Origin of the sequence: Citrobacter amalonaticus, from assembly GCF_002918555.1 — a bacterium.
GTDB lineage: Bacteria > Pseudomonadota > Gammaproteobacteria > Enterobacterales > Enterobacteriaceae > Citrobacter_C > Citrobacter_C amalonaticus_A.
Window position 1 is genome coordinate 1,059,691 of record NZ_PQMB01000002.1, and the last position, 16,726, is coordinate 1,076,416.

The 16,726-nt window shown below is 54.1% G+C and carries 15 protein-coding genes and 1 pseudogene; 14 read left to right on the forward strand and 2 right to left on the reverse strand.

Features of this window, described 5'->3' with window-relative positions:
- Nucleotide 1 precedes the first annotated feature (1 nt).
- From C3432_RS10600 to copA, 11 genes and pseudogenes are all read left to right on the forward strand, one after another.
- Nucleotides 2-823 carry a heme/hemin ABC transporter substrate-binding protein gene (locus tag C3432_RS10600; RefSeq protein WP_103776956.1) on the forward strand — a complete coding sequence of 274 codons (822 nt, stop codon included), beginning with the start codon at nucleotides 2-4 and terminating at the stop codon, nucleotides 821-823.
- Between the two features lie 22 nt (nucleotides 824-845).
- The gene (gene hutW, locus C3432_RS10605; RefSeq protein WP_103776554.1) at nucleotides 846-2,183 is read left to right on the forward strand and encodes a heme anaerobic degradation radical SAM methyltransferase ChuW/HutW; all 1,338 of its coding nucleotides are present in this window, start codon (nucleotides 846-848) and stop codon (nucleotides 2,181-2,183) included.
- A gap of 11 nt (nucleotides 2,184-2,194) precedes the next feature.
- Nucleotides 2,195-2,689: a heme utilization cystosolic carrier protein HutX gene (hutX, locus tag C3432_RS10610; protein ID WP_103776555.1), complete on the forward strand. Its 495-nt coding sequence runs from the start codon at nucleotides 2,195-2,197 to the stop codon at nucleotides 2,687-2,689.
- 38 nt (nucleotides 2,690-2,727) lie between these two features.
- Nucleotides 2,728-2,817: pseudogene (locus C3432_RS27945) on the forward strand (hypothetical protein); the annotation flags it as partial.
- Between the two features lie 51 nt (nucleotides 2,818-2,868).
- Entirely contained in the window at nucleotides 2,869-3,861 is a 993-nt protein-coding gene (locus C3432_RS10615) for a FecCD family ABC transporter permease (RefSeq protein ID WP_103776957.1), read from the forward strand.
- Complete coding sequence (locus tag C3432_RS10620) at nucleotides 3,858-4,628, forward strand: heme ABC transporter ATP-binding protein (protein ID WP_103776556.1); 771 nt, start codon at nucleotides 3,858-3,860, stop codon at nucleotides 4,626-4,628. Before C3432_RS10615 ends, C3432_RS10620 begins: the two co-directional genes overlap by 4 nt.
- Nucleotides 4,629-4,834: 206 nt before the next feature.
- Nucleotides 4,835-6,229, forward strand: a complete 1,395-nt coding sequence (locus C3432_RS10625) for an MFS transporter (protein WP_103776557.1) — start codon at nucleotides 4,835-4,837, stop codon at nucleotides 6,227-6,229.
- A gap of 106 nt (nucleotides 6,230-6,335) precedes the next feature.
- Entirely contained in the window at nucleotides 6,336-7,367 is a 1,032-nt protein-coding gene (locus C3432_RS10630; protein ID WP_103776558.1) for a LacI family DNA-binding transcriptional regulator, read from the forward strand.
- On the forward strand, nucleotides 7,342-8,361 hold the full coding sequence (locus C3432_RS10635) for a nucleoside hydrolase (RefSeq protein WP_103776559.1): 1,020 nt from the start codon (nucleotides 7,342-7,344) through the stop codon (nucleotides 8,359-8,361). Before C3432_RS10630 ends, C3432_RS10635 begins: the two co-directional genes overlap by 26 nt.
- A 63-nt stretch (nucleotides 8,362-8,424) precedes the next feature.
- The gene (locus tag C3432_RS10640; protein WP_103776560.1) at nucleotides 8,425-9,138 is read left to right on the forward strand and encodes an MgtC/SapB family protein; all 714 of its coding nucleotides are present in this window, start codon (nucleotides 8,425-8,427) and stop codon (nucleotides 9,136-9,138) included.
- A gap of 95 nt (nucleotides 9,139-9,233) precedes the next feature.
- A complete protein-coding gene (gene copA / locus C3432_RS10645; protein WP_103776561.1) occupies nucleotides 9,234-11,735 on the forward strand; it encodes a copper-exporting P-type ATPase CopA in 2,502 nt (833 codons plus the stop codon).
- On the opposite strand, the gene C3432_RS27950 is transcribed toward copA, so the two are convergent.
- Nucleotides 11,719-11,850 carry a hypothetical protein gene (locus C3432_RS27950; protein ID WP_258041599.1) on the reverse strand — a complete coding sequence of 44 codons (132 nt, stop codon included), beginning with the start codon at nucleotides 11,848-11,850 and terminating at the stop codon, nucleotides 11,719-11,721. The two genes, copA and C3432_RS27950, sit on opposite strands and share 17 nt — an antisense overlap.
- Before the next feature lie 97 nt (nucleotides 11,851-11,947).
- On the opposite strand from C3432_RS27950, the gene C3432_RS10650 reads away from it, so the two are divergent.
- Nucleotides 11,948-12,742, forward strand: coding sequence for a TraB/GumN family protein (locus tag C3432_RS10650; protein WP_103776562.1), 795 nt, complete (start codon nucleotides 11,948-11,950; stop codon nucleotides 12,740-12,742).
- A gap of 201 nt (nucleotides 12,743-12,943) precedes the next feature.
- Nucleotides 12,944-13,423, forward strand: a complete 480-nt coding sequence (gene ybaK, locus C3432_RS10655; RefSeq protein ID WP_103776563.1) for a Cys-tRNA(Pro)/Cys-tRNA(Cys) deacylase YbaK — start codon at nucleotides 12,944-12,946, stop codon at nucleotides 13,421-13,423.
- Nucleotides 13,424-13,482: 59 nt separating this feature from the next.
- Here ybaK and ushA read toward each other — a convergent pair whose 3' ends face one another.
- Nucleotides 13,483-15,135 (reverse strand): bifunctional UDP-sugar hydrolase/5'-nucleotidase UshA, encoded by a 1,653-nt coding sequence (gene ushA / locus C3432_RS10660; protein WP_103776564.1) that lies wholly within the window; start codon nucleotides 15,133-15,135, stop codon nucleotides 13,483-13,485.
- A 299-nt stretch (nucleotides 15,136-15,434) separates the two neighbouring features.
- Here ushA and fsr point away from each other — a divergent pair, with 299 nt between their 5' ends.
- A complete protein-coding gene (fsr, locus tag C3432_RS10665) occupies nucleotides 15,435-16,655 on the forward strand; it encodes a fosmidomycin MFS transporter (protein ID WP_103776565.1) in 1,221 nt (406 codons plus the stop codon).
- Nucleotides 16,656-16,726 lie beyond the last annotated feature (71 nt).

A 16,726-nucleotide genomic window follows, 5' to 3' on the forward strand; every position in this document is an offset into this window, starting at 1 on the left:
CATGAAGAAACTCATCACTGGCTTACTGATTCTCGCCTGCACCTTCAGCACTCAGGCTGCTGAAAGGCTGGTTGTCGCAGGCGGTTCACTGACCGAGCTTATTTTTGCTATGGGAGCTGGCAACCGCGTGGTTGGGGTGGATGAAACCACCTCTTATCCTCCAGAAACGACCACGCTGGCACATATTGGCTACTGGAAGCAGCTGAACAGCGAAGGCATTTTATCCCTGCGCCCGGACAGCTTTATCACCTGGCAGGATGCCGGGCCGCAAATCGTTCTGGATCAGCTACGCAGGCAAAAAGTCAACGTCGTGACCTTGCCACGTGTTCCTGCGACGGTTGAGCAGATGTATACCAACATTCATCAACTGGCAAAAACGCTGCGGATCCCTGAACAAGGTGATGCGCTGGTCAGTCGTATACACCAGCGGCTCGAACGTGTTCAACACAGCGTTAGGTCGAAAAATGCGCCGGTAAAAGCGCTATTTATTCTCTCTGCTGGCGGCAGCGCGCCGCAGGTGGCCGGTAAAGACAGCGTTGCCGACGCCATTTTGACCCTGGCCGGTGCAGAGAATGTGGCGACTCATCAGCAATACCAAAGCTACAGCGCGGAATCGCTGATTGCAGCAAATCCGCAGGTTATTGTCGTGACCTCACAGATGGTGGAGGACGATCTCAATCGTCTACGCGCTATTGCCGGAATCACCCACACCGCCGCCTGGAAAAATCAACGCATTATTATCGTAGATCAAGCACTGATCCTGGGTATGGGGCCTCGCATCGCTGACGCGGTTGAGTCTCTGCACCAGCAATTTTGGCCCTGACAGATGGATTTGATGTAGACGTATGAATATAAAAAACGCGCCGGATCTCACCCCGCATTTCGCACTGCAGGGAAACCAGCCATTCAAAGATCGCCGTGCCACGATGCCGTGGCGTGGGGCAATCCCTGTCGCAAAAGAGCAGCTGTCGCAAACCTGGCAAAATGTCATCAGCCAGCGCGTTCCTCCCCGCAAAAGACTGGTGTATTTGCATATCCCCTTTTGCGCGACTCATTGTACGTTCTGCGGTTTTTATCAAAACCGTTTTGAGGAGGATCGCTGCGTCCGCTACACCGATGCCCTCATTCGCGAAATCGAAATGGAAGCGGACAGCGTTCTACATCAGTCAGCACCTGTTCACGCGGTTTACTTTGGCGGCGGTACGCCTTCAGCGCTGTCAGCACAGGATCTGGCAAAGATCATCACCGTGCTAAAGGACAAACTCCCTCTGGCACCGGACTGTGAGATCACGATTGAAGGCCGGGTTCTTAACTTTGACGATAACCGAATTGACGCTTGCCTGGATGCGGGCGCAAACCGCTTCTCCATTGGTATTCAATCTTTTAACAGCAAAATTCGGAAGAAGATGGCCCGGACTTCAGATGGCCCAACGGCCAGGGCTTTTATGCAAGAACTGGTGAAACGAGACCGCGCGGCGGTAGTGTGCGATCTGCTTTTCGGTCTGCCGGGGCAAGATGCAAAACTATGGGGAGAAGATCTGGCGATCGCCCGTGATATTGGCCTCGACGGTGTTGACCTCTATGCCCTTAATCTGCTCCCCAATACGCCACTGGGCAAAGCCGTAGAGAATGGACGGACTACCGTTCCTTCTCCGGCAGAACGTCGCGATCTCTACCTTCAGGGTTGTGATTTCATGGACGCTGCGGGCTGGCGTTGTATCAGCAACAGCCACTGGGCGCATACAACGCGCGAGCGCAACCTGTACAACCTTCTCATTAAACAGGGAGCCGACTGCCTGGCATTTGGTTCTGGAGCGGGTGGCTCGGTGAACGGTTACTCCTGGATGGTTGAACGTAACCTTACAGCCTGGCATGAGGCCATCGCCGCCGGGAAAAAACCGCTAATGATGATGATGCGTACCGCCGAACCCGGCTTCCAGTGGCGACATACCCTCCAGGCCGGTGTCGAAACGGCGCGCATCTCCCTGGATGAACTGACACCTCATGCCGAAAAATTAGCCCCGTTACTGTCCCAGTGGCATCAGGCGGGATTGACCAGTGATTCCTCAACGTGTCTGCGTCTGACCAATGAAGGCCGCTTCTGGGCAAGCAATATTTTGCAGTCTCTTGATGAACTGATTCAGGAACTTAACGCACCGCGTATTGCGGTAGAGAAACCATAACAGGAGTAATGATGAGCCACGTCTCTTTACAGGATTTTTTGAAGACTGAGCCGGACGGTACGCTGGAAGCTATCGCCGATCAATACAACACCACGCTACTGGAAGTAGTACAAAACTTGCCCTCCCCGACGGTTGTTTCGGGCGATAAGTTTGACACCGTTTGGGAGACCGTCAGCGAGTGGGGCAAAGTCACCACCCTGGTCCATACTGCTGATGTTATCCTCGAGTTTACGGGCGAACTACCTTCCGGATTTCACCGCCACGGCTACTTTAACCTGCGTGGTAAAAAAGGGATGACGGGACACATCAAGGCTGAGAACTGCACGCATATCGCCTTGATTGAACGTAAATTTATGGGGATGGACACCGCGTCTGTTCTCTTCTTTAACAAAGCAGATAGCGCCATGTTTAAAATTTTCCTGGGTCGGGATGAACATCGTCAGTTACTGAGTGAACAGGTTCAGCGTTTCCACGCGCTGGCTGCATCGCTTAAGAAAGATGCCTGATGACACCGTGGTTACTCTTTGGTGCGGGCGGAAGCGGCGTTGGCGCACATATTCATGAACTGGCTAATGCGCCTGGCCTGAATAATCAGATCTACAGTCTGATTGAGCCTGAACTTAAACCGGCGTAATCCCCTGGCGGCGCAGGATATCCGCGCCGCAAAGACGTAATGGAGTTTTGCGTGCTCAAGGATTCACTCTCTTCCATCAGCATATTGACAGGTCTTTCACTCCTGCTGATCGCTCTGATGCTATTCGGTGCCAGTCAGGGGGCGTTGAATATCACTTTCAGCGCCCTTTTTGATGAGGAGTATCGGGGCATATGGTTGAACATTCGTCTGCCGCGCGTGTTGCTGGCAGTACTGGTTGGCGCCGCACTGGCAACGGCAGGCGCTATCATGCAGGGACTTTTTCGCAATCCGATGGCCGACCCTGGGCTACTTGGCGTTAGCAGTGGTTCTGCGTTAATGGTCGGGGTGGCTATCGTTCTCCCGTTCTCCTTACCGGTTGTTCTGGTGCTGTATGAGCAGATGATTTTTGCCGTTGCGGGCAGCATGGTGGTCTGCACCATCATTTTCCTGATCGGCCAACGCCACCGTCATGGCGGCATGATGCAATTGTTATTGGTCGGAATCGCCATCAACGCGCTGTGTGGCGCAGCCATTGGCGTGCTGAGCTATATTGGCGATGACCAGCAGCTTCGTCAGTTGACCCTGTGGATGATGGGATATCTTGGCCAGGCGCAGTGGCCTACGCTGCTGGTCGCCAGTTCATTTATACTGCCGGGTATTGCGGCAACGACCTGTCTCGCCGGAACGTTGAATCTGCTGCAGCTTGGCGATGAAGAAGCCCACTACCTCGGTGTAAATGTGAAACGTAAACACCAGCAGCTGCTGTTACTCAGTTCACTACTGACAGGAGCCGCCGTTTCGGTGAGCGGCGTTATCGGCTTTATCGGTCTGGTGATCCCCCATCTCATCAGAATGACCACCGGGGCCGATCATCGCTGGCTTATCCCCTGTTCCGCGCTGGCCGGAGCCTGTTTACTCCTGATTGCCGATACCCTGGCCCGCACGCTGGTTCAGCCTGCCGAAATGCCTGTTGGGTTGTTGACCAGTCTGATCGGCGGCCCCTGGTTTCTGTGGCTGATATTGCGCAGTCGGAGGACGTCATGATCCGTGCTGAAAATCTGGTTTATAGCCTGCAGGGAAGACGTCTGACGGATGACGTTTCGCTGGACTTGCCGGGTGGAGAAATCGTGGCCATTTTGGGCCCGAATGGCGCAGGAAAATCCACGCTACTGCGTCAGTTAACCGGCTATCTGCAGCCGCATAGCGGACATTGCACGTTACTGGGCAGACCGCTGAAAGAATGGTCAATCACCGGGCTGGCAAAAACCCGCGCGGTGATGCGTCAGAACAGCCACATGGCCTTTCCGTTTAGCGTACAGGAAGTGATCCGCATGGGCAGGCATCCTCACCGTACACGTAATCCTCATGACGAAACTGCGCAGATCATGGCGTTGTGTGATTGCCAGGATCTGGCCTCCCGCAACTACCGACAGCTATCCGGCGGCGAACAGCAGCGGGTACAGCTGGCGCGTTTACTGGTCCAGCTGTGGGAAGCCATCCCCTCACCTAAGTGGTTATTTCTTGATGAGCCGACCTCAGCACTGGATATTCACCACCAGCAGCATCTTTTTCGTTTATTGCGCCAGCTGGTGAACGAGCGGCAGTTCAATGTTTGCTGCGTACTGCACGATCTCAATCTTGCCGCACGCTACGCCGATCGCGTGGTGCTGATGGATAAAGGCAGGGTTGTCGATAATGGTAAACCGCAGGAAGTGTTGAAACAGACCGCCTTAAAAGCACTCTACGGTGCTGATATCACAGTTATAAACAATCCATCCGCTGACTCACCGCTGATCGTCCTTGATCGCTAAACATTGCTGATCATCGAAACCGGTGCTCCATTTTCTGTAACAATTGCCTGTTATAAGTGATCGCTTTCGCAATTTTGACTCTTTCATCTGGTCATTCTACGCGGGTAGATTTATTAATCTGCGATAAAAATATAATATCTACGCGAGTAGAACGTGAAGAGTATAAACCTGCGACTTACGTCGACAGCTAACTTCAAGGAGTTCTTATGAACACACATTCATCCTCTGTTCCCCTGACGGACGGCCAACAGGCAGCTCAGGAGCGACTCGAAACCCCCGAGGGACGCCGCGAATTCTGGCGAGCCACATTTTCCTGCTGGTTAGGTACCACAATGGAATATGCCGATTTTGCGCTGTATGGCCTTGCCGCAGGCATTATCTTTGGCGATGTCTTTTTCCCGGAAGCCACACCTGTTATGGCGCTACTTTCCAGCTTCGCCGCCTATTCCGTTGGGTTTATTGCCCGCCCCATCGGCGCCTTGCTGTTCGGCTGGATAGGCGATCGTCATGGTCGGAAGATTGTCATGGTTATCACCATTGGATTAATGGGCATGTCAACCATGCTGATAGGCTTAATCCCCAGCTACGCCCAGATTGGCGTCTGGGCGCCGGTATGTCTGGTCATCCTCCGATTTTCCCAGGGTCTGGGAGCCGGGGCGGAACTTTCCGGTGGTACGGTCATGCTGGGTGAATACGCCCCTGTTAAGCGCCGCGGACTGGTTTCCTCGATTATCGCTCTGGGTTCAAATAGCGGAACCTTGCTGGCTTCTCTGGTCTGGCTCATCGTCCTGCAAATGGATAAAGACGCCCTGCTGAGCTGGGGATGGCGTATTCCTTTTCTTTGCAGCATTCTCATCGCCGCGGCAGCATTATTCATTCGTCGTCATATGCGTGAAACGCCCGTTTTCGAGCGGCAAAAAGCGCTCCTGCAGGCCGAGCGAGAAAAAGCCCTTCGCCAGGGACAGGTGCAACAGCAGCATGACACGCGTAGCTTCTGGAAACGCACCCGGGCGTTCTGGACCATGGTTGGATTACGTATTGGTGAAAATGGCCCTTCCTACCTGGCCCAGGGATTTATCATTGGCTATGTCGCTAAAGTGCTGATGGTAGATAAATCTGTACCGACCGTGGCAGTGTTTATCGCATCGGTTCTGGGATTCGCCATTATTCCGCTGGCGGGATGGCTTTCCGATCGCTTTGGCAGACGCATCATCTATCGTTGGTTCTGCCTGTTGCTGATCCTGTACGCATTCCCGGCATTCATGCTGCTGGACTCTCGTGAGCCGTGGATTGTGATCCCGACGATCGTTACCGGGATGGGCCTCGCTTCACTGGGCATTTTCGGCGTTCAGGCTGCGTGGGGCGTGGAGCTTTTCGGCGTGACCAACCGTTATACCAAAATGGCATTTGCGAAAGAGTTAGGTTCCATTATGTCTGGCGGTACCGCGCCGCTTGTCGCCTCTGCGCTGCTCTCGTTTTACGGACACTGGTGGCCTATCGCCGTCTATTTCGCCCTGATGGCCACAGTTGGGCTGGTGACCACTTTCTTCGCGCCGGAGACCCGCGGGCGGGATCTCAACCTGCCCGAGGATGCAATTTGAGGCCTGAGAACGTGGGATGCGCGTTCTTTACCAAAGATTTTTGGGTCATAACGCCTTATGCTGTCTGGAAAAAAGATGACTCTGAACACAATCAGGTAGGTGCCTCGTGACCCAATCACATTCGCAACGCGTAACACGTTCTGACGTGGCAAAAGAGGCGGGAACGTCCGTCGCTGTCGTGAGTTACGTTATTAATAATGGTCCGCGCCCCGTTGCCGAAGCGACCCGACAGCGCGTGTTGCAGGCCATTAAAAAAACCGGCTATCGCCCCAATGGTATCGCGCGTGCTCTGGCCTCAGGGAGCACGCAAACCTATGGGCTTGTCGCACCGGATATCTCGAATCCGTTTATTGCTTCGATGGCGCATGCCTTGCAACGCGAAGCATTTGCTGATGGCAAAGTCCTCCTGCTGGGCGATGCGGGCGACAGCAGCGGCCGTGAACGTGAACTTATCAATAATATGCTGAATCGTCAGGTGGACGGGCTGATCTACACCAGCGTTGATCGGCATCCTTATATTGAGTTGATTCAGGAGAGCGCCACCCCTTGCGTCATGCTCGATCGCGTGGATCCCGGGCTCAACGTCAGCGTTATCCAGGTGGATGAACAGCTGGCGGCCATGCAGGTCACGAAGCATCTTATCGATCACGGCTACCGTGACATCGGGATTATTTGCGGCCCGCGTGAAATGTTGAATACCCAGGATCGTATCCGGGGATGGCAGCGGGCGCTGGAAGATTCTTCGCTGGTGGTCAATCCTTGCTGGATTTTTTCGACCAACTATACCCGCGCCGGAGGTTACGAGGCGACAAAGCGCATGTTGCAAGGCCAGTTGCCACGAGCCGTGTTCGCGACCAATGAACAGCAGGCTCTCGGTTGTTTGCGCGCGCTGGCGGAGCAAGGCCTGCGCGTTCCGCAGGATGTGGCATTGGTCTGCTTTAACGCAACGCAAGAATCGGCTTATAACGTCCCGTCCTTAACCGCCGTTCGACAGCCTGTCGACAAAATGGCCCGTGCGGCAATCGACATGCTGAAAAACTGGGATGGAAAGGTTCGCCGCGTTGAATTTGAGTTTTATTTACGAGTAGGAGAGTCGTGTGGCTGCCAGGGACATGAAGTACAACCCGAGACAAAGTAAAAATGAACCGATGCGCGTCATTATCGACTGCGATCCGGGCAATGGCGTTCCCGGAGCCAATATCGATGACGGACTGGCGCTGGCGCTGGCGATTGCCGCGCCGCAGCTCTCTCTGGAGATGATCACCACCGTTGCAGGAAATACCCCTGTCGAAATCGGATATGCGGTCGCTAAAGATCTCGTTCAGCGATTAGATATTCCCGTTTCTGTTTACCGTGGCGCCTCGCGCGCGCTCAGAGAAGATCCGCTGCCGTGGCGGGAAAAACTCGATCACGGAGTCGATCAGTTTGGCTTACGGCAGCTCTGGTCGGATGTCCCCGCGCCAGCGGCGTGCCAGACGGTTCCCCCCCATGCGCCTGAGGCGATAGGTGAACGGATATGTAGCAATCCCGGCGAGATCACCCTGGTTGCCACAGGCCCACTGACCAACGTCGCCATTGCCCTGCAACTCTATCCGCAGATCGTTCATGCGGTAAAAAATATCGTGGTAATGGGCGGGGTGTTCAATGTGCCGGGCTACCTGAAAGACACAAATTTTGGTCTGGACCCTGAAGCGGCTCATGCGGTACTCACCAGCGGTGCGCCTGTCACGCTGGTCCCAATGGATGTGACGACGAAAACCCAGATGCTCCATGCCGATCTGGATCGTCTGGCTGCGGCTGAAAACGAGCTTAGCCGCTATCTGGAGCAAACCCTTCGCCCGTGGATCACATACTCAATGCAAACCCGCAATCTGCCCGGATGCTGGATCCACGACGTTTTAACCGTCGCCTGGTTACTTGATCCTTCTCTGGCACAGACAGCAGAGGACTATCTGGATGTTTCTCTGGAAGGCATCACTCGCGGTATGACCTGTCGCTATGGACGCGAGACATTGCGCCTGGACGTGGGGATCCCCGCCCCCAAAGGGGCGAAGGTAAAAATTCTGCAGAGCATCGATAACCGGCAACTTCTTTCGCTGATCGAGCGCTATATCCACAATTACGGCGCATAGGGTTACGGATCGGGAAAGGAGGCGTTCGCATACTGTTCGGGGTCGGTTTTTCCGGAGGGAAAAATGAATACGTTGGCAGTCATCTTATCCGGCGAAGGAGAATCCATTTTAATTACGCTGGCTAAAATTTGCGTCGCATTTGTTCTGGGTGGAATCATCGGGCTTGAAAGGGAATCAAAAGGAAAGCCCGTCGGATTCAAAACCTGCGTGATTATTTCAGTAGCCAGCTGCGTCCTGACGATCGTCTCTATTCAGTCAGCAGAGTATTACGCCGAAATCTCTATGAACATACGTAGCGATCCTATGCGCCTGGCCGCGCAAATTATCAGCGGCGTAGGTTTTCTCGGCGCTGGCGTTATTCTGCATCGCCATGATGACGCCATATCCGGGCTGACAACCGCAGCCATCGTGTGGGCTTCTGCTGGTGTGGGAATTACCAGCGGCGCCGGTTTTTATCTTCATGCGCTGCTTGCCACCGGGTTATTCCTGCTGGCTATCAAACTCAGCTATTTTGTCATCTTTTTACAAACCAAAAATCAGTTACCCGGCAAAGTCAAAATCCGCATTATTCTTGACCAAAAATCAGGACTGCAAACGCTGATAGAAAGTATTAATCAACAAAAAAGTATTATTGAGAGTCTGACTATCCGTGATGTTAAAAAGGGAAAAATAGAGGTTAACCTTAAGGTGGTGATTAGAAAAAAAATGACCTTACCCGAACTGTACAACAACCTTTCTACGCTCGAACACGTTTGCGCTATCGCGCTGGAACACTGAAAACGCGGGTATCAAACAAACCCCTTGACCTTCCCCTTGCTGGAAGGTTTAACCTTTATCACAGTCAGTTAATCCCTGTAATAAAGGAGTGTGTTATGTCTCAAACCATCGACCTGATCCTGGACGGACTGTCCTGCGGTCACTGCGTCAAACGCGTGAAAGAAAGTCTCGAACAACGTCCTGACGTTGAGCAGGCTGACGTCACGGTGACCGAAGCGCATGTCACCGGTAGCGCCAGCGCAGAAGCCCTAATTGAAACGATCAAACAGGCCGGGTATAGCGCAGAGTTAAGCCACCCAAAGGCTAAACCGCTGGCGGAGTCATCAATCCCGTCGGAAGCACTGGCAGCGGTCCCTCCTGAGCTTCCGGCTGCGATGGCCGATGATGAGAGCCAACAGTTGCTGTTAAGCGGCATGAGCTGCGCCAGCTGTGTCTCCCGGGTGCAAAACGCGCTGCAAAGCGTTCCGGGCGTCACGCAGGCACGGGTGAACCTGGCGGAACGCACCGCGCTGGTCATGGGCAGCGCGTCCGCCGCAGATTTAGTGCAGGCGGTAGAAAAAGCAGGCTATGGCGCAGAAGCAATTGAAGATGACGTCAAACGCCGCGAGCGCCAGCAGGAGACCGCGATTGCCACCATGAAACGCTTCCGCTGGCAGGCAATTGTCGCGCTGGCGGTGGGCATACCGGTGATGGTCTGGGGGATGATCGGCGATAACATGATGGTCACCGCCGACAACCGCAGCCTGTGGCTGGCCATTGGTCTGGCAACGCTGGCCGTAATGGTCTTCGCGGGCGGCCATTTTTACCGCAGCGCGTGGAAAAGCCTGATGAACGGTACCGCCACGATGGATACGCTGGTGGCGCTCGGCACCGGGGTGGCCTGGCTCTACTCAATGAGCGTCAACCTGTGGCCTCAGTGGTTTCCGATGGAAGCCCGTCATCTCTATTATGAAGCCAGCGCGATGATTATTGGTCTGATTAACCTCGGACATATGCTGGAAGCCCGCGCCCGTCAGCGTTCTTCTAAGGCGCTGGAAAAATTGCTCGATTTAACGCCGCCGACGGCGCGTGTGGTCACCGGGGAAGGCGAAAAAAACGTGCCTCTGGCGGACGTTCAGCCGGGAATGCTGTTACGCCTGACCACCGGTGACCGCGTCCCGGTTGACGGTGAGATAACTCAGGGCGAAGCGTGGCTGGATGAAGCCATGCTTACCGGCGAGCCCATCCCGCAGCAAAAAGGTGAAGGCGACAGCGTACACGCCGGGACGGTGGTACAGGATGGCAGCGTGCTGTTCCGGGCAAGCGCCGTAGGGAGCCACACGACTTTATCGCGCATTATTCGTATGGTGCGTCAGGCACAGAGCAGCAAGCCGGAAATCGGTCAGCTTGCCGACAAAATTTCTGCTGTCTTTGTTCCTGTGGTGGTGGTGATTGCCCTGGTGAGTGCTGGTATCTGGTACTTCTTTGGGCCGGCACCACAAATTGTGTACACGCTGGTTATTGCTACCACGGTGTTAATCATCGCCTGTCCGTGTGCGCTGGGTCTGGCAACGCCGATGTCGATCATCTCCGGTGTGGGCCGGGCGGCGGAGTTTGGCGTTCTGGTTCGCGATGCCGATGCGCTGCAACGCGCCAGCACGCTTGATACCGTGGTATTCGATAAAACCGGTACGCTGACCGAAGGCAAACCGCAGGTTGTCGCGATCAAAACCTTTGGTGATACGGATGAAACGATGGCGCTGCGCCTGGCGGCGGCTCTTGAACAGGGTTCCAGCCATCCGTTGGCGAGGGCGATTCTGGAAAAAGCCGCAGACGCCAGCCTGCCCCAGGTGAGCGGTTTTCGCACCCTGCGCGGCCTGGGCGTCAGCGGCAAAGCGGAAGGTCACACGCTGCTGCTGGGCAACCAGGCACTGCTAAATGAACAACAGGTTGTTACCGCAGAAATGGACGCGGAGATTACCGCTCAGGCCTCTCAGGGGGCAACGCCGGTCCTGTTGGCTATTGACGGCAAAGCGGCGGCGCTGTTGGCGGTACGCGATCCTTTACGCAACGACAGCGTGGCGGCGCTCCAGCGACTGCAGCGCGCCGGGTATCGTCTGGTAATGTTAACCGGCGATAACCCAACGACGGCCAACGCCATCGCCAAAGAAGCGGGTATTGATGAGGTCATTGCGGGCGTGTTGCCGGACGGCAAAGCCGATGCGATAAAACGTCTGCAAAGTCAGGGACGCCAGGTGGCGATGGTTGGCGACGGCATTAACGATGCCCCGGCGCTTGCGCAGGCGGATGTTGGTATTGCAATGGGCGGCGGGAGCGACGTGGCGATTGAAACTGCGGCCATCACCCTGATGCGTCACAGTCTGATGGGCGTGGCGGATGCGCTGTCCATTTCGCGCGCAACGCTGCGGAATATGAAGCAAAACCTGCTGGGTGCATTTATCTATAACAGCATCGGGATCCCGGTGGCGGCGGGGATTCTGTGGCCATTTACCGGTACCCTGCTCAACCCGGTGGTTGCTGGCGCAGCGATGGCGCTCTCCTCCATTACCGTGGTGAGCAACGCTAACCGACTGCTGCGCTTTAAGCCGAAAAGCTAATCAGCGTACCGAAAGGATTACGGTCAACGCCAGCGACGATCTTACTTTCAGGTGTTTTTTCGCCGCCGGGCGAAATCCACCAGCCGGAAGGTATCAACGCGCTGGCGTGATTCATTTAGCTGAAACACCCGCGAATCCTCCAGGCAAACGGCACTGCAGTTTGCGACTTTCAGAACCACGCGCTAGCATAAGGTTTAACTCAGGGAGGTCGCATGGTTCTGTGGTACCGGGTAAAAACGTTTTTTGCAGCCCTGCGCGGCACTCATTACACCTGGCCTGCCATCGATATCACATTGCCCGGTAATCGCCATTTTCATCTCGTGGGAAGTATCCATATGGGAACCCGCGAAATGGCCCCTCTGCCAGCAAAGTTACTGAAAAAGATCAGACGTGCCGATGCGCTGATCGTCGAAGCTGACGTCTCCGGCGACGACAGCCCGTTTGCCGATCTCCCCACGTTTAACGCGCTGGAAGAACGCATCAGCGAAGAGCAGTTGCGGCATCTGCAAAAAGTCACCGATGAGCTGGGGATCTCCCCTTCTCTGTTTTCGACGCAGCCGCTGTGGCAAATCGCCATGGTATTGCAAGCCACCCAGGCGCAACAGCTGGGGCTGCGGCCTGAATATGGGATCGATTACCAACTCCTGCAGGCCGCGAAGCGGGTGCATAAGCCAATCGTTGAGCTGGAAGGCGCATCCAGTCAGATCAATCTGCTGTGCCAGTTACCGGACAGCGGACTTGCTTTGCTGGACGACACCCTGGCCCACTGGCACACCAACGCCCGCCTGTTACAGCAAATGATGAGCTGGTGGTTGCAAACGCCGCCGCAGAATCACGATCTTACTTTGCCAAACACCTTCAGCCAGTCACTGTACGATGTTCTGATGCATCAGAGAAACGTTGCATGGCGGGATCGTCTGAAGGCAATGCCACCGGGCCGGTACGTCGTCGCGGTGGGGGCGCTTCATCTTTATGGCGAGGGAAACCTGCCGGAACTGATGCGATAAAAAAATGGCCAATATCGCTATTGGCCCGTCAAAGAGGAATTTCATCATTATTATTATGCCGCCGCTTAATGCGACGGTGTAGTTCGATTGTCGCTCAAACTCAGCATCCTGCCAATACAATTGCGCAAGATGGTACTATTTTTTAGACCGTCATCGGGCGTATGCTTATAGGGTATTTTGTCTGGGCCAGGAATAATTGCTATGACACCCGCCGTTAACTTACTCGAAAAAAACAAGATTCCCTTTCAAATCCACAGCTACGACCACGATCCCTCAGAAACCAACTTCGGTGATGAAGTTGTACGCAAACTGGGTCTGGATCCGGATCGGGTCTACAAGACGTTACTGGTTGCCATAAACGGCGATATGAAACAGCTGGCGGTCGCTGTCACCCCTGTCGCCGGGCAGTTAGACCTCAAAAAAGTGGCAAAGGCGCTGGGCGCGAAAAAGGTTGATATGGCCGACCCGATGGTTGCACAACGCACCACGGGATATCTGGTAGGAGGAATCAGTCCACTGGGACAGAAAAAACGCTTACCGACGCTGATTGATGCTCCAGCCCGGACGTTTGCCACCATCTATGTTTCCGGCGGCAAACGTGGGCTGGATATTGAACTGGCCGCGAGCGATTTAGCCCACATGCTGAATGCAAAATTCGCCGATATCGCTCGCCGGGACTGATTTTTTGCCCGATGGCGCTGCGCTTACCGGGCCTGCGATAATCCAGCAACGATATGCAGTTACTGCCAGCTTACTTCACCTTTGGGCTCATACGCCCCAACATCCAGCGGTGAATTCTGCTGGATATACTCTTTGAGCACTTCCGCATCAATAAACCCGGTATTGACGTAGCCGGATTTGTTATCGATTTGCGGATAACCGTCCCCGCCCGTCGCGTTAAAGCTCAGGGTCGCCATCCGATAAGTTTTCGCCGGGTCGACAGACTCCCCTTTGATCTTCAGATCGTTCAGCTGGCCATCTTTCGCCACAAAGCTGACGTTAGCAAACTGCGGATAAGCCCCCGAGTCCGGCTTCATCTGCGCGACCGCGGTGAGATACTCGCTGACCTCTTTCCCGCTCATATCAGCGTACACCACCACGTTACCGAACGGCTGTACCTTCAGCACGCTTTTATAGGTGATATCACCGCCGTCAATTGAATCACGAATACCGCCACCGCTCATCACACCAAAGTCAGCGCCGGTTCGCGCCATTTGCGCCGCCAGAATCAGATGCCCCATATTGGTCTGTACAAAACGGACTTTGCTACGGTCACCTTCCAGACGCGCATTCACCACGCCAATTTTCACATCCAGCTGCGCTTTGCCTTTGTTCTGGAACGGGGTTAACAGTGAAAGCATCTGCGGGTTTTCCGGGATTTCAGGGGTGTAGAGTACGCGCTCACTTTTCCCGTCCTCCCAGGTCACTTTTTTCTTCAGGTTCACCGGGATCAGCTGATAGTCCACCATCTTCATTTCGCCGTTACGAAACTCAAAGTCCGCCCGACCTACGTACTTGCCCCACTCATGCGCCTGCACAATCCAGATACCATTCTGCTTGTCTGGCGCACAGGGCGTCCCTGGCACATAATCCATTTGCTTTTTATTTTCAGAAGCCATGCAGACCGGATCCTGTGAGTGACCACCCACAATCATTGCCAGCGAACCGGCAGGCAGGCTGCGCGCCATTTCTACATCGCCCGGTGCATTAGAGCCGTGATTACCATTGTCATAGTGACCCATATGGGTCGTTGCAATAATGACATCCGGCTTTTCATTCATCTGCAATTCCTGAATCACCACCTTTGCTTCTTCAGCGGGTTTGCGAAATTCGATATCCGTGAAGAATTCCGGGTTGCCGATTTTCGCCGTGTCATCGGTTGTTAAACCGATAACGGCAATGTTCAGATCCTGACGTTTAAAGATGGCCCAGGGTTTGAACAGCCGTTCACCCGTACTTTTCTGGTAGATATTGGCGGACAGAAACGGGAATCTGGCCCACTTTTCCTGCTGACGCAATACGGTAAGCGGATTATCAAATTCGTGATTACCAACGGCCATGGCATCGTAACCAATCAGATTCATGCCGCGAAAATCGGGTTCCGCATCCTGCAGGTCAGATTCCGGTACGCCGGTGTTAATATCGCCACCGGAAAGCAGCAGCACGCTACCGCCTTCAGCCGCAACCTCTTTGCGAATACCGTCCACCAGCGTTTTTTGCGCCGACAGCCCATACTCCCCATATTCGCTGCGCCAGAAATGACCGTGATGATCGTTAGTGTGCAGAATAGTAATTTTGTAGGTTTTATCTTTTTCGTAAGCCTGAACAGGCTGACCTGCCAGCGTAAAAGCGGCGAACAGTGCCAGCGCCACGCCCCGTTTTAAAAATTTCATGCCATTCTCCCTGACTCAATATCAGCCGCTATGCCCGTCATACCTGAAATTGCCCGTGCGTTGGCCGCGCTCGCTCATCCCTGTCACTTCCTTTAGTAAGCTCCGGGGACGCTCTCGTTTGCCGCCTTCCTGTAATTCTCATTATTGAGGGTATAAAATTACCGCCCATAAAAATAATAGACAAATAAGTTTTCAGAATTGAGACTTCCTTCAAACACCATCCAAAGGTATGTTAGTCAGGTAATAATCACAACGACGATATTCCCCCAACATCGCAAATCAGACAGAAGTGACTTTCTATGGCAATGAGTGAACAAAACCAGCTCGCGACTGGCGCGTCAGCGTCGGTCGCTAAAGCACGTACCTCGTTCGGCATTTTAGGTGCAATCAGCCTCTCTCACCTGTTGAACGATATGATTCAGTCGCTGATCCTGGCGATTTATCCGTTATTACAGTCAGAGTTCTCGCTCACCTTTATGCAGATCGGGATGATCACCCTGACCTTCCAGCTCGCCTCTTCTCTGCTACAGCCTGTCGTGGGCTACTGGACAGATAAATATCCTATGCCGTGGTCGCTCCCCATTGGTATGTGCTTCACGCTGAGCGGGCTTGTTTTGCTGGCCATGGCCGGCAGCTTTACCACCGTACTGCTGGCAGCGGCGCTGGTCGGTACCGGTTCGTCGGTATTCCATCCGGAATCCTCCCGGGTGGCGCGAATGGCTTCTGGCGGACGTCATGGTCTTGCTCAGTCTATCTTCCAGGTCGGCGGTAACTTCGGCAGTTCGCTGGGCCCATTGTTGGCGGCGCTCATCATTGCGCCATATGGGAAAGGGAATGTGGCCTGGTTCGTCCTGGCTGCGCTGCTGGCTATCGTCGTGTTGGCGCAAATCAGCCGCTGGTATGCCGCGCAGCATCGTATGAGTAAAGGTAAACCTAAAGCGAAAATTATCAATCCATTACCGCGTAATAAGGTGATCCTGGCCGTAAGTGTGCTGCTGATACTGATTTTCTCGAAATACTTTTATATGGCGAGCATCAGCAGCTATTACACCTTTTATCTGATGCAAAAATTCGGATTATCGGTACAAAACGCGCAAATTCACCTGTTTGCCTTCCTGTTTGCCGTTGCCGCCGGGACAGTTATTGGCGGACCTTTGGGCGATAAAATCGGTAGAAAATATGTTATTTGGGGCTCTATCCTTGGCGTAGCGCCGTTTACGCTTGTTTTACCCTATGCAACCTTACACTGGACGGGGATTTTGACCGTGATAATTGGTTTTATCCTCGCTTCGGCCTTTTCCGCCATTCTGGTGTATGCCCAGGAGCTACTTCCGGGTCGTATCGGCATGGTTTCTGGACTATTTTTCGGTTTTGCCTTTGGCATGGGCGGACTGGGAGCCGCGGTGTTAGGTCTGGTTGCCGACCATACGAGTATCGAACTGGTCTATAAAATCTGCGCTTTCCTGCCACTTCTGGGGATACTGACCATATTCCTGCCTGATAACCGGCATAAAGTCTGATTTTCCGGCGGCTAAAGGTTAACTTTAGCCGCCCCTACCTCCTGATACCATAAGCCTTTGCCCCACTCTCA

What these genes read in the sequence shown, in the direction of transcription:
- C3432_RS10640 (WP_103776560.1), top strand. Translation starts at nt 8,425, where the DNA reads ATGAATACGTTGGCAGTCATCTTATCCGGCGAAGGAGAATCCATTTTA.
- C3432_RS10600 (WP_103776956.1), top strand. Translation starts at nt 2, where the DNA reads ATGAAGAAACTCATCACTGGCTTACTGATTCTCGCCTGCACCTTCAGC.
- C3432_RS10650 (WP_103776562.1), top strand. Translation starts at nt 11,948, where the DNA reads ATGGTTCTGTGGTACCGGGTAAAAACGTTTTTTGCAGCCCTGCGCGGC.
- C3432_RS27950 (WP_258041599.1), bottom strand. Translation starts at nt 11,850, where the DNA reads ATGAATCACGCCAGCGCGTTGATACCTTCCGGCTGGTGGATTTCGCCC.
- C3432_RS10635 (WP_103776559.1), top strand. Translation starts at nt 7,342, where the DNA reads ATGAAGTACAACCCGAGACAAAGTAAAAATGAACCGATGCGCGTCATT.
- hutW (WP_103776554.1), top strand. Translation starts at nt 846, where the DNA reads ATGAATATAAAAAACGCGCCGGATCTCACCCCGCATTTCGCACTGCAG.
- ushA (WP_103776564.1), bottom strand. Translation starts at nt 15,135, where the DNA reads ATGAAATTTTTAAAACGGGGCGTGGCGCTGGCACTGTTCGCCGCTTTT.
- C3432_RS10620 (WP_103776556.1), top strand. Translation starts at nt 3,858, where the DNA reads ATGATCCGTGCTGAAAATCTGGTTTATAGCCTGCAGGGAAGACGTCTG.
- C3432_RS10625 (WP_103776557.1), top strand. Translation starts at nt 4,835, where the DNA reads ATGAACACACATTCATCCTCTGTTCCCCTGACGGACGGCCAACAGGCA.
- ybaK (WP_103776563.1), top strand. Translation starts at nt 12,944, where the DNA reads ATGACACCCGCCGTTAACTTACTCGAAAAAAACAAGATTCCCTTTCAA.
- copA (WP_103776561.1), top strand. Translation starts at nt 9,234, where the DNA reads ATGTCTCAAACCATCGACCTGATCCTGGACGGACTGTCCTGCGGTCAC.
- fsr (WP_103776565.1), top strand. Translation starts at nt 15,435, where the DNA reads ATGGCAATGAGTGAACAAAACCAGCTCGCGACTGGCGCGTCAGCGTCG.
- hutX (WP_103776555.1), top strand. Translation starts at nt 2,195, where the DNA reads ATGAGCCACGTCTCTTTACAGGATTTTTTGAAGACTGAGCCGGACGGT.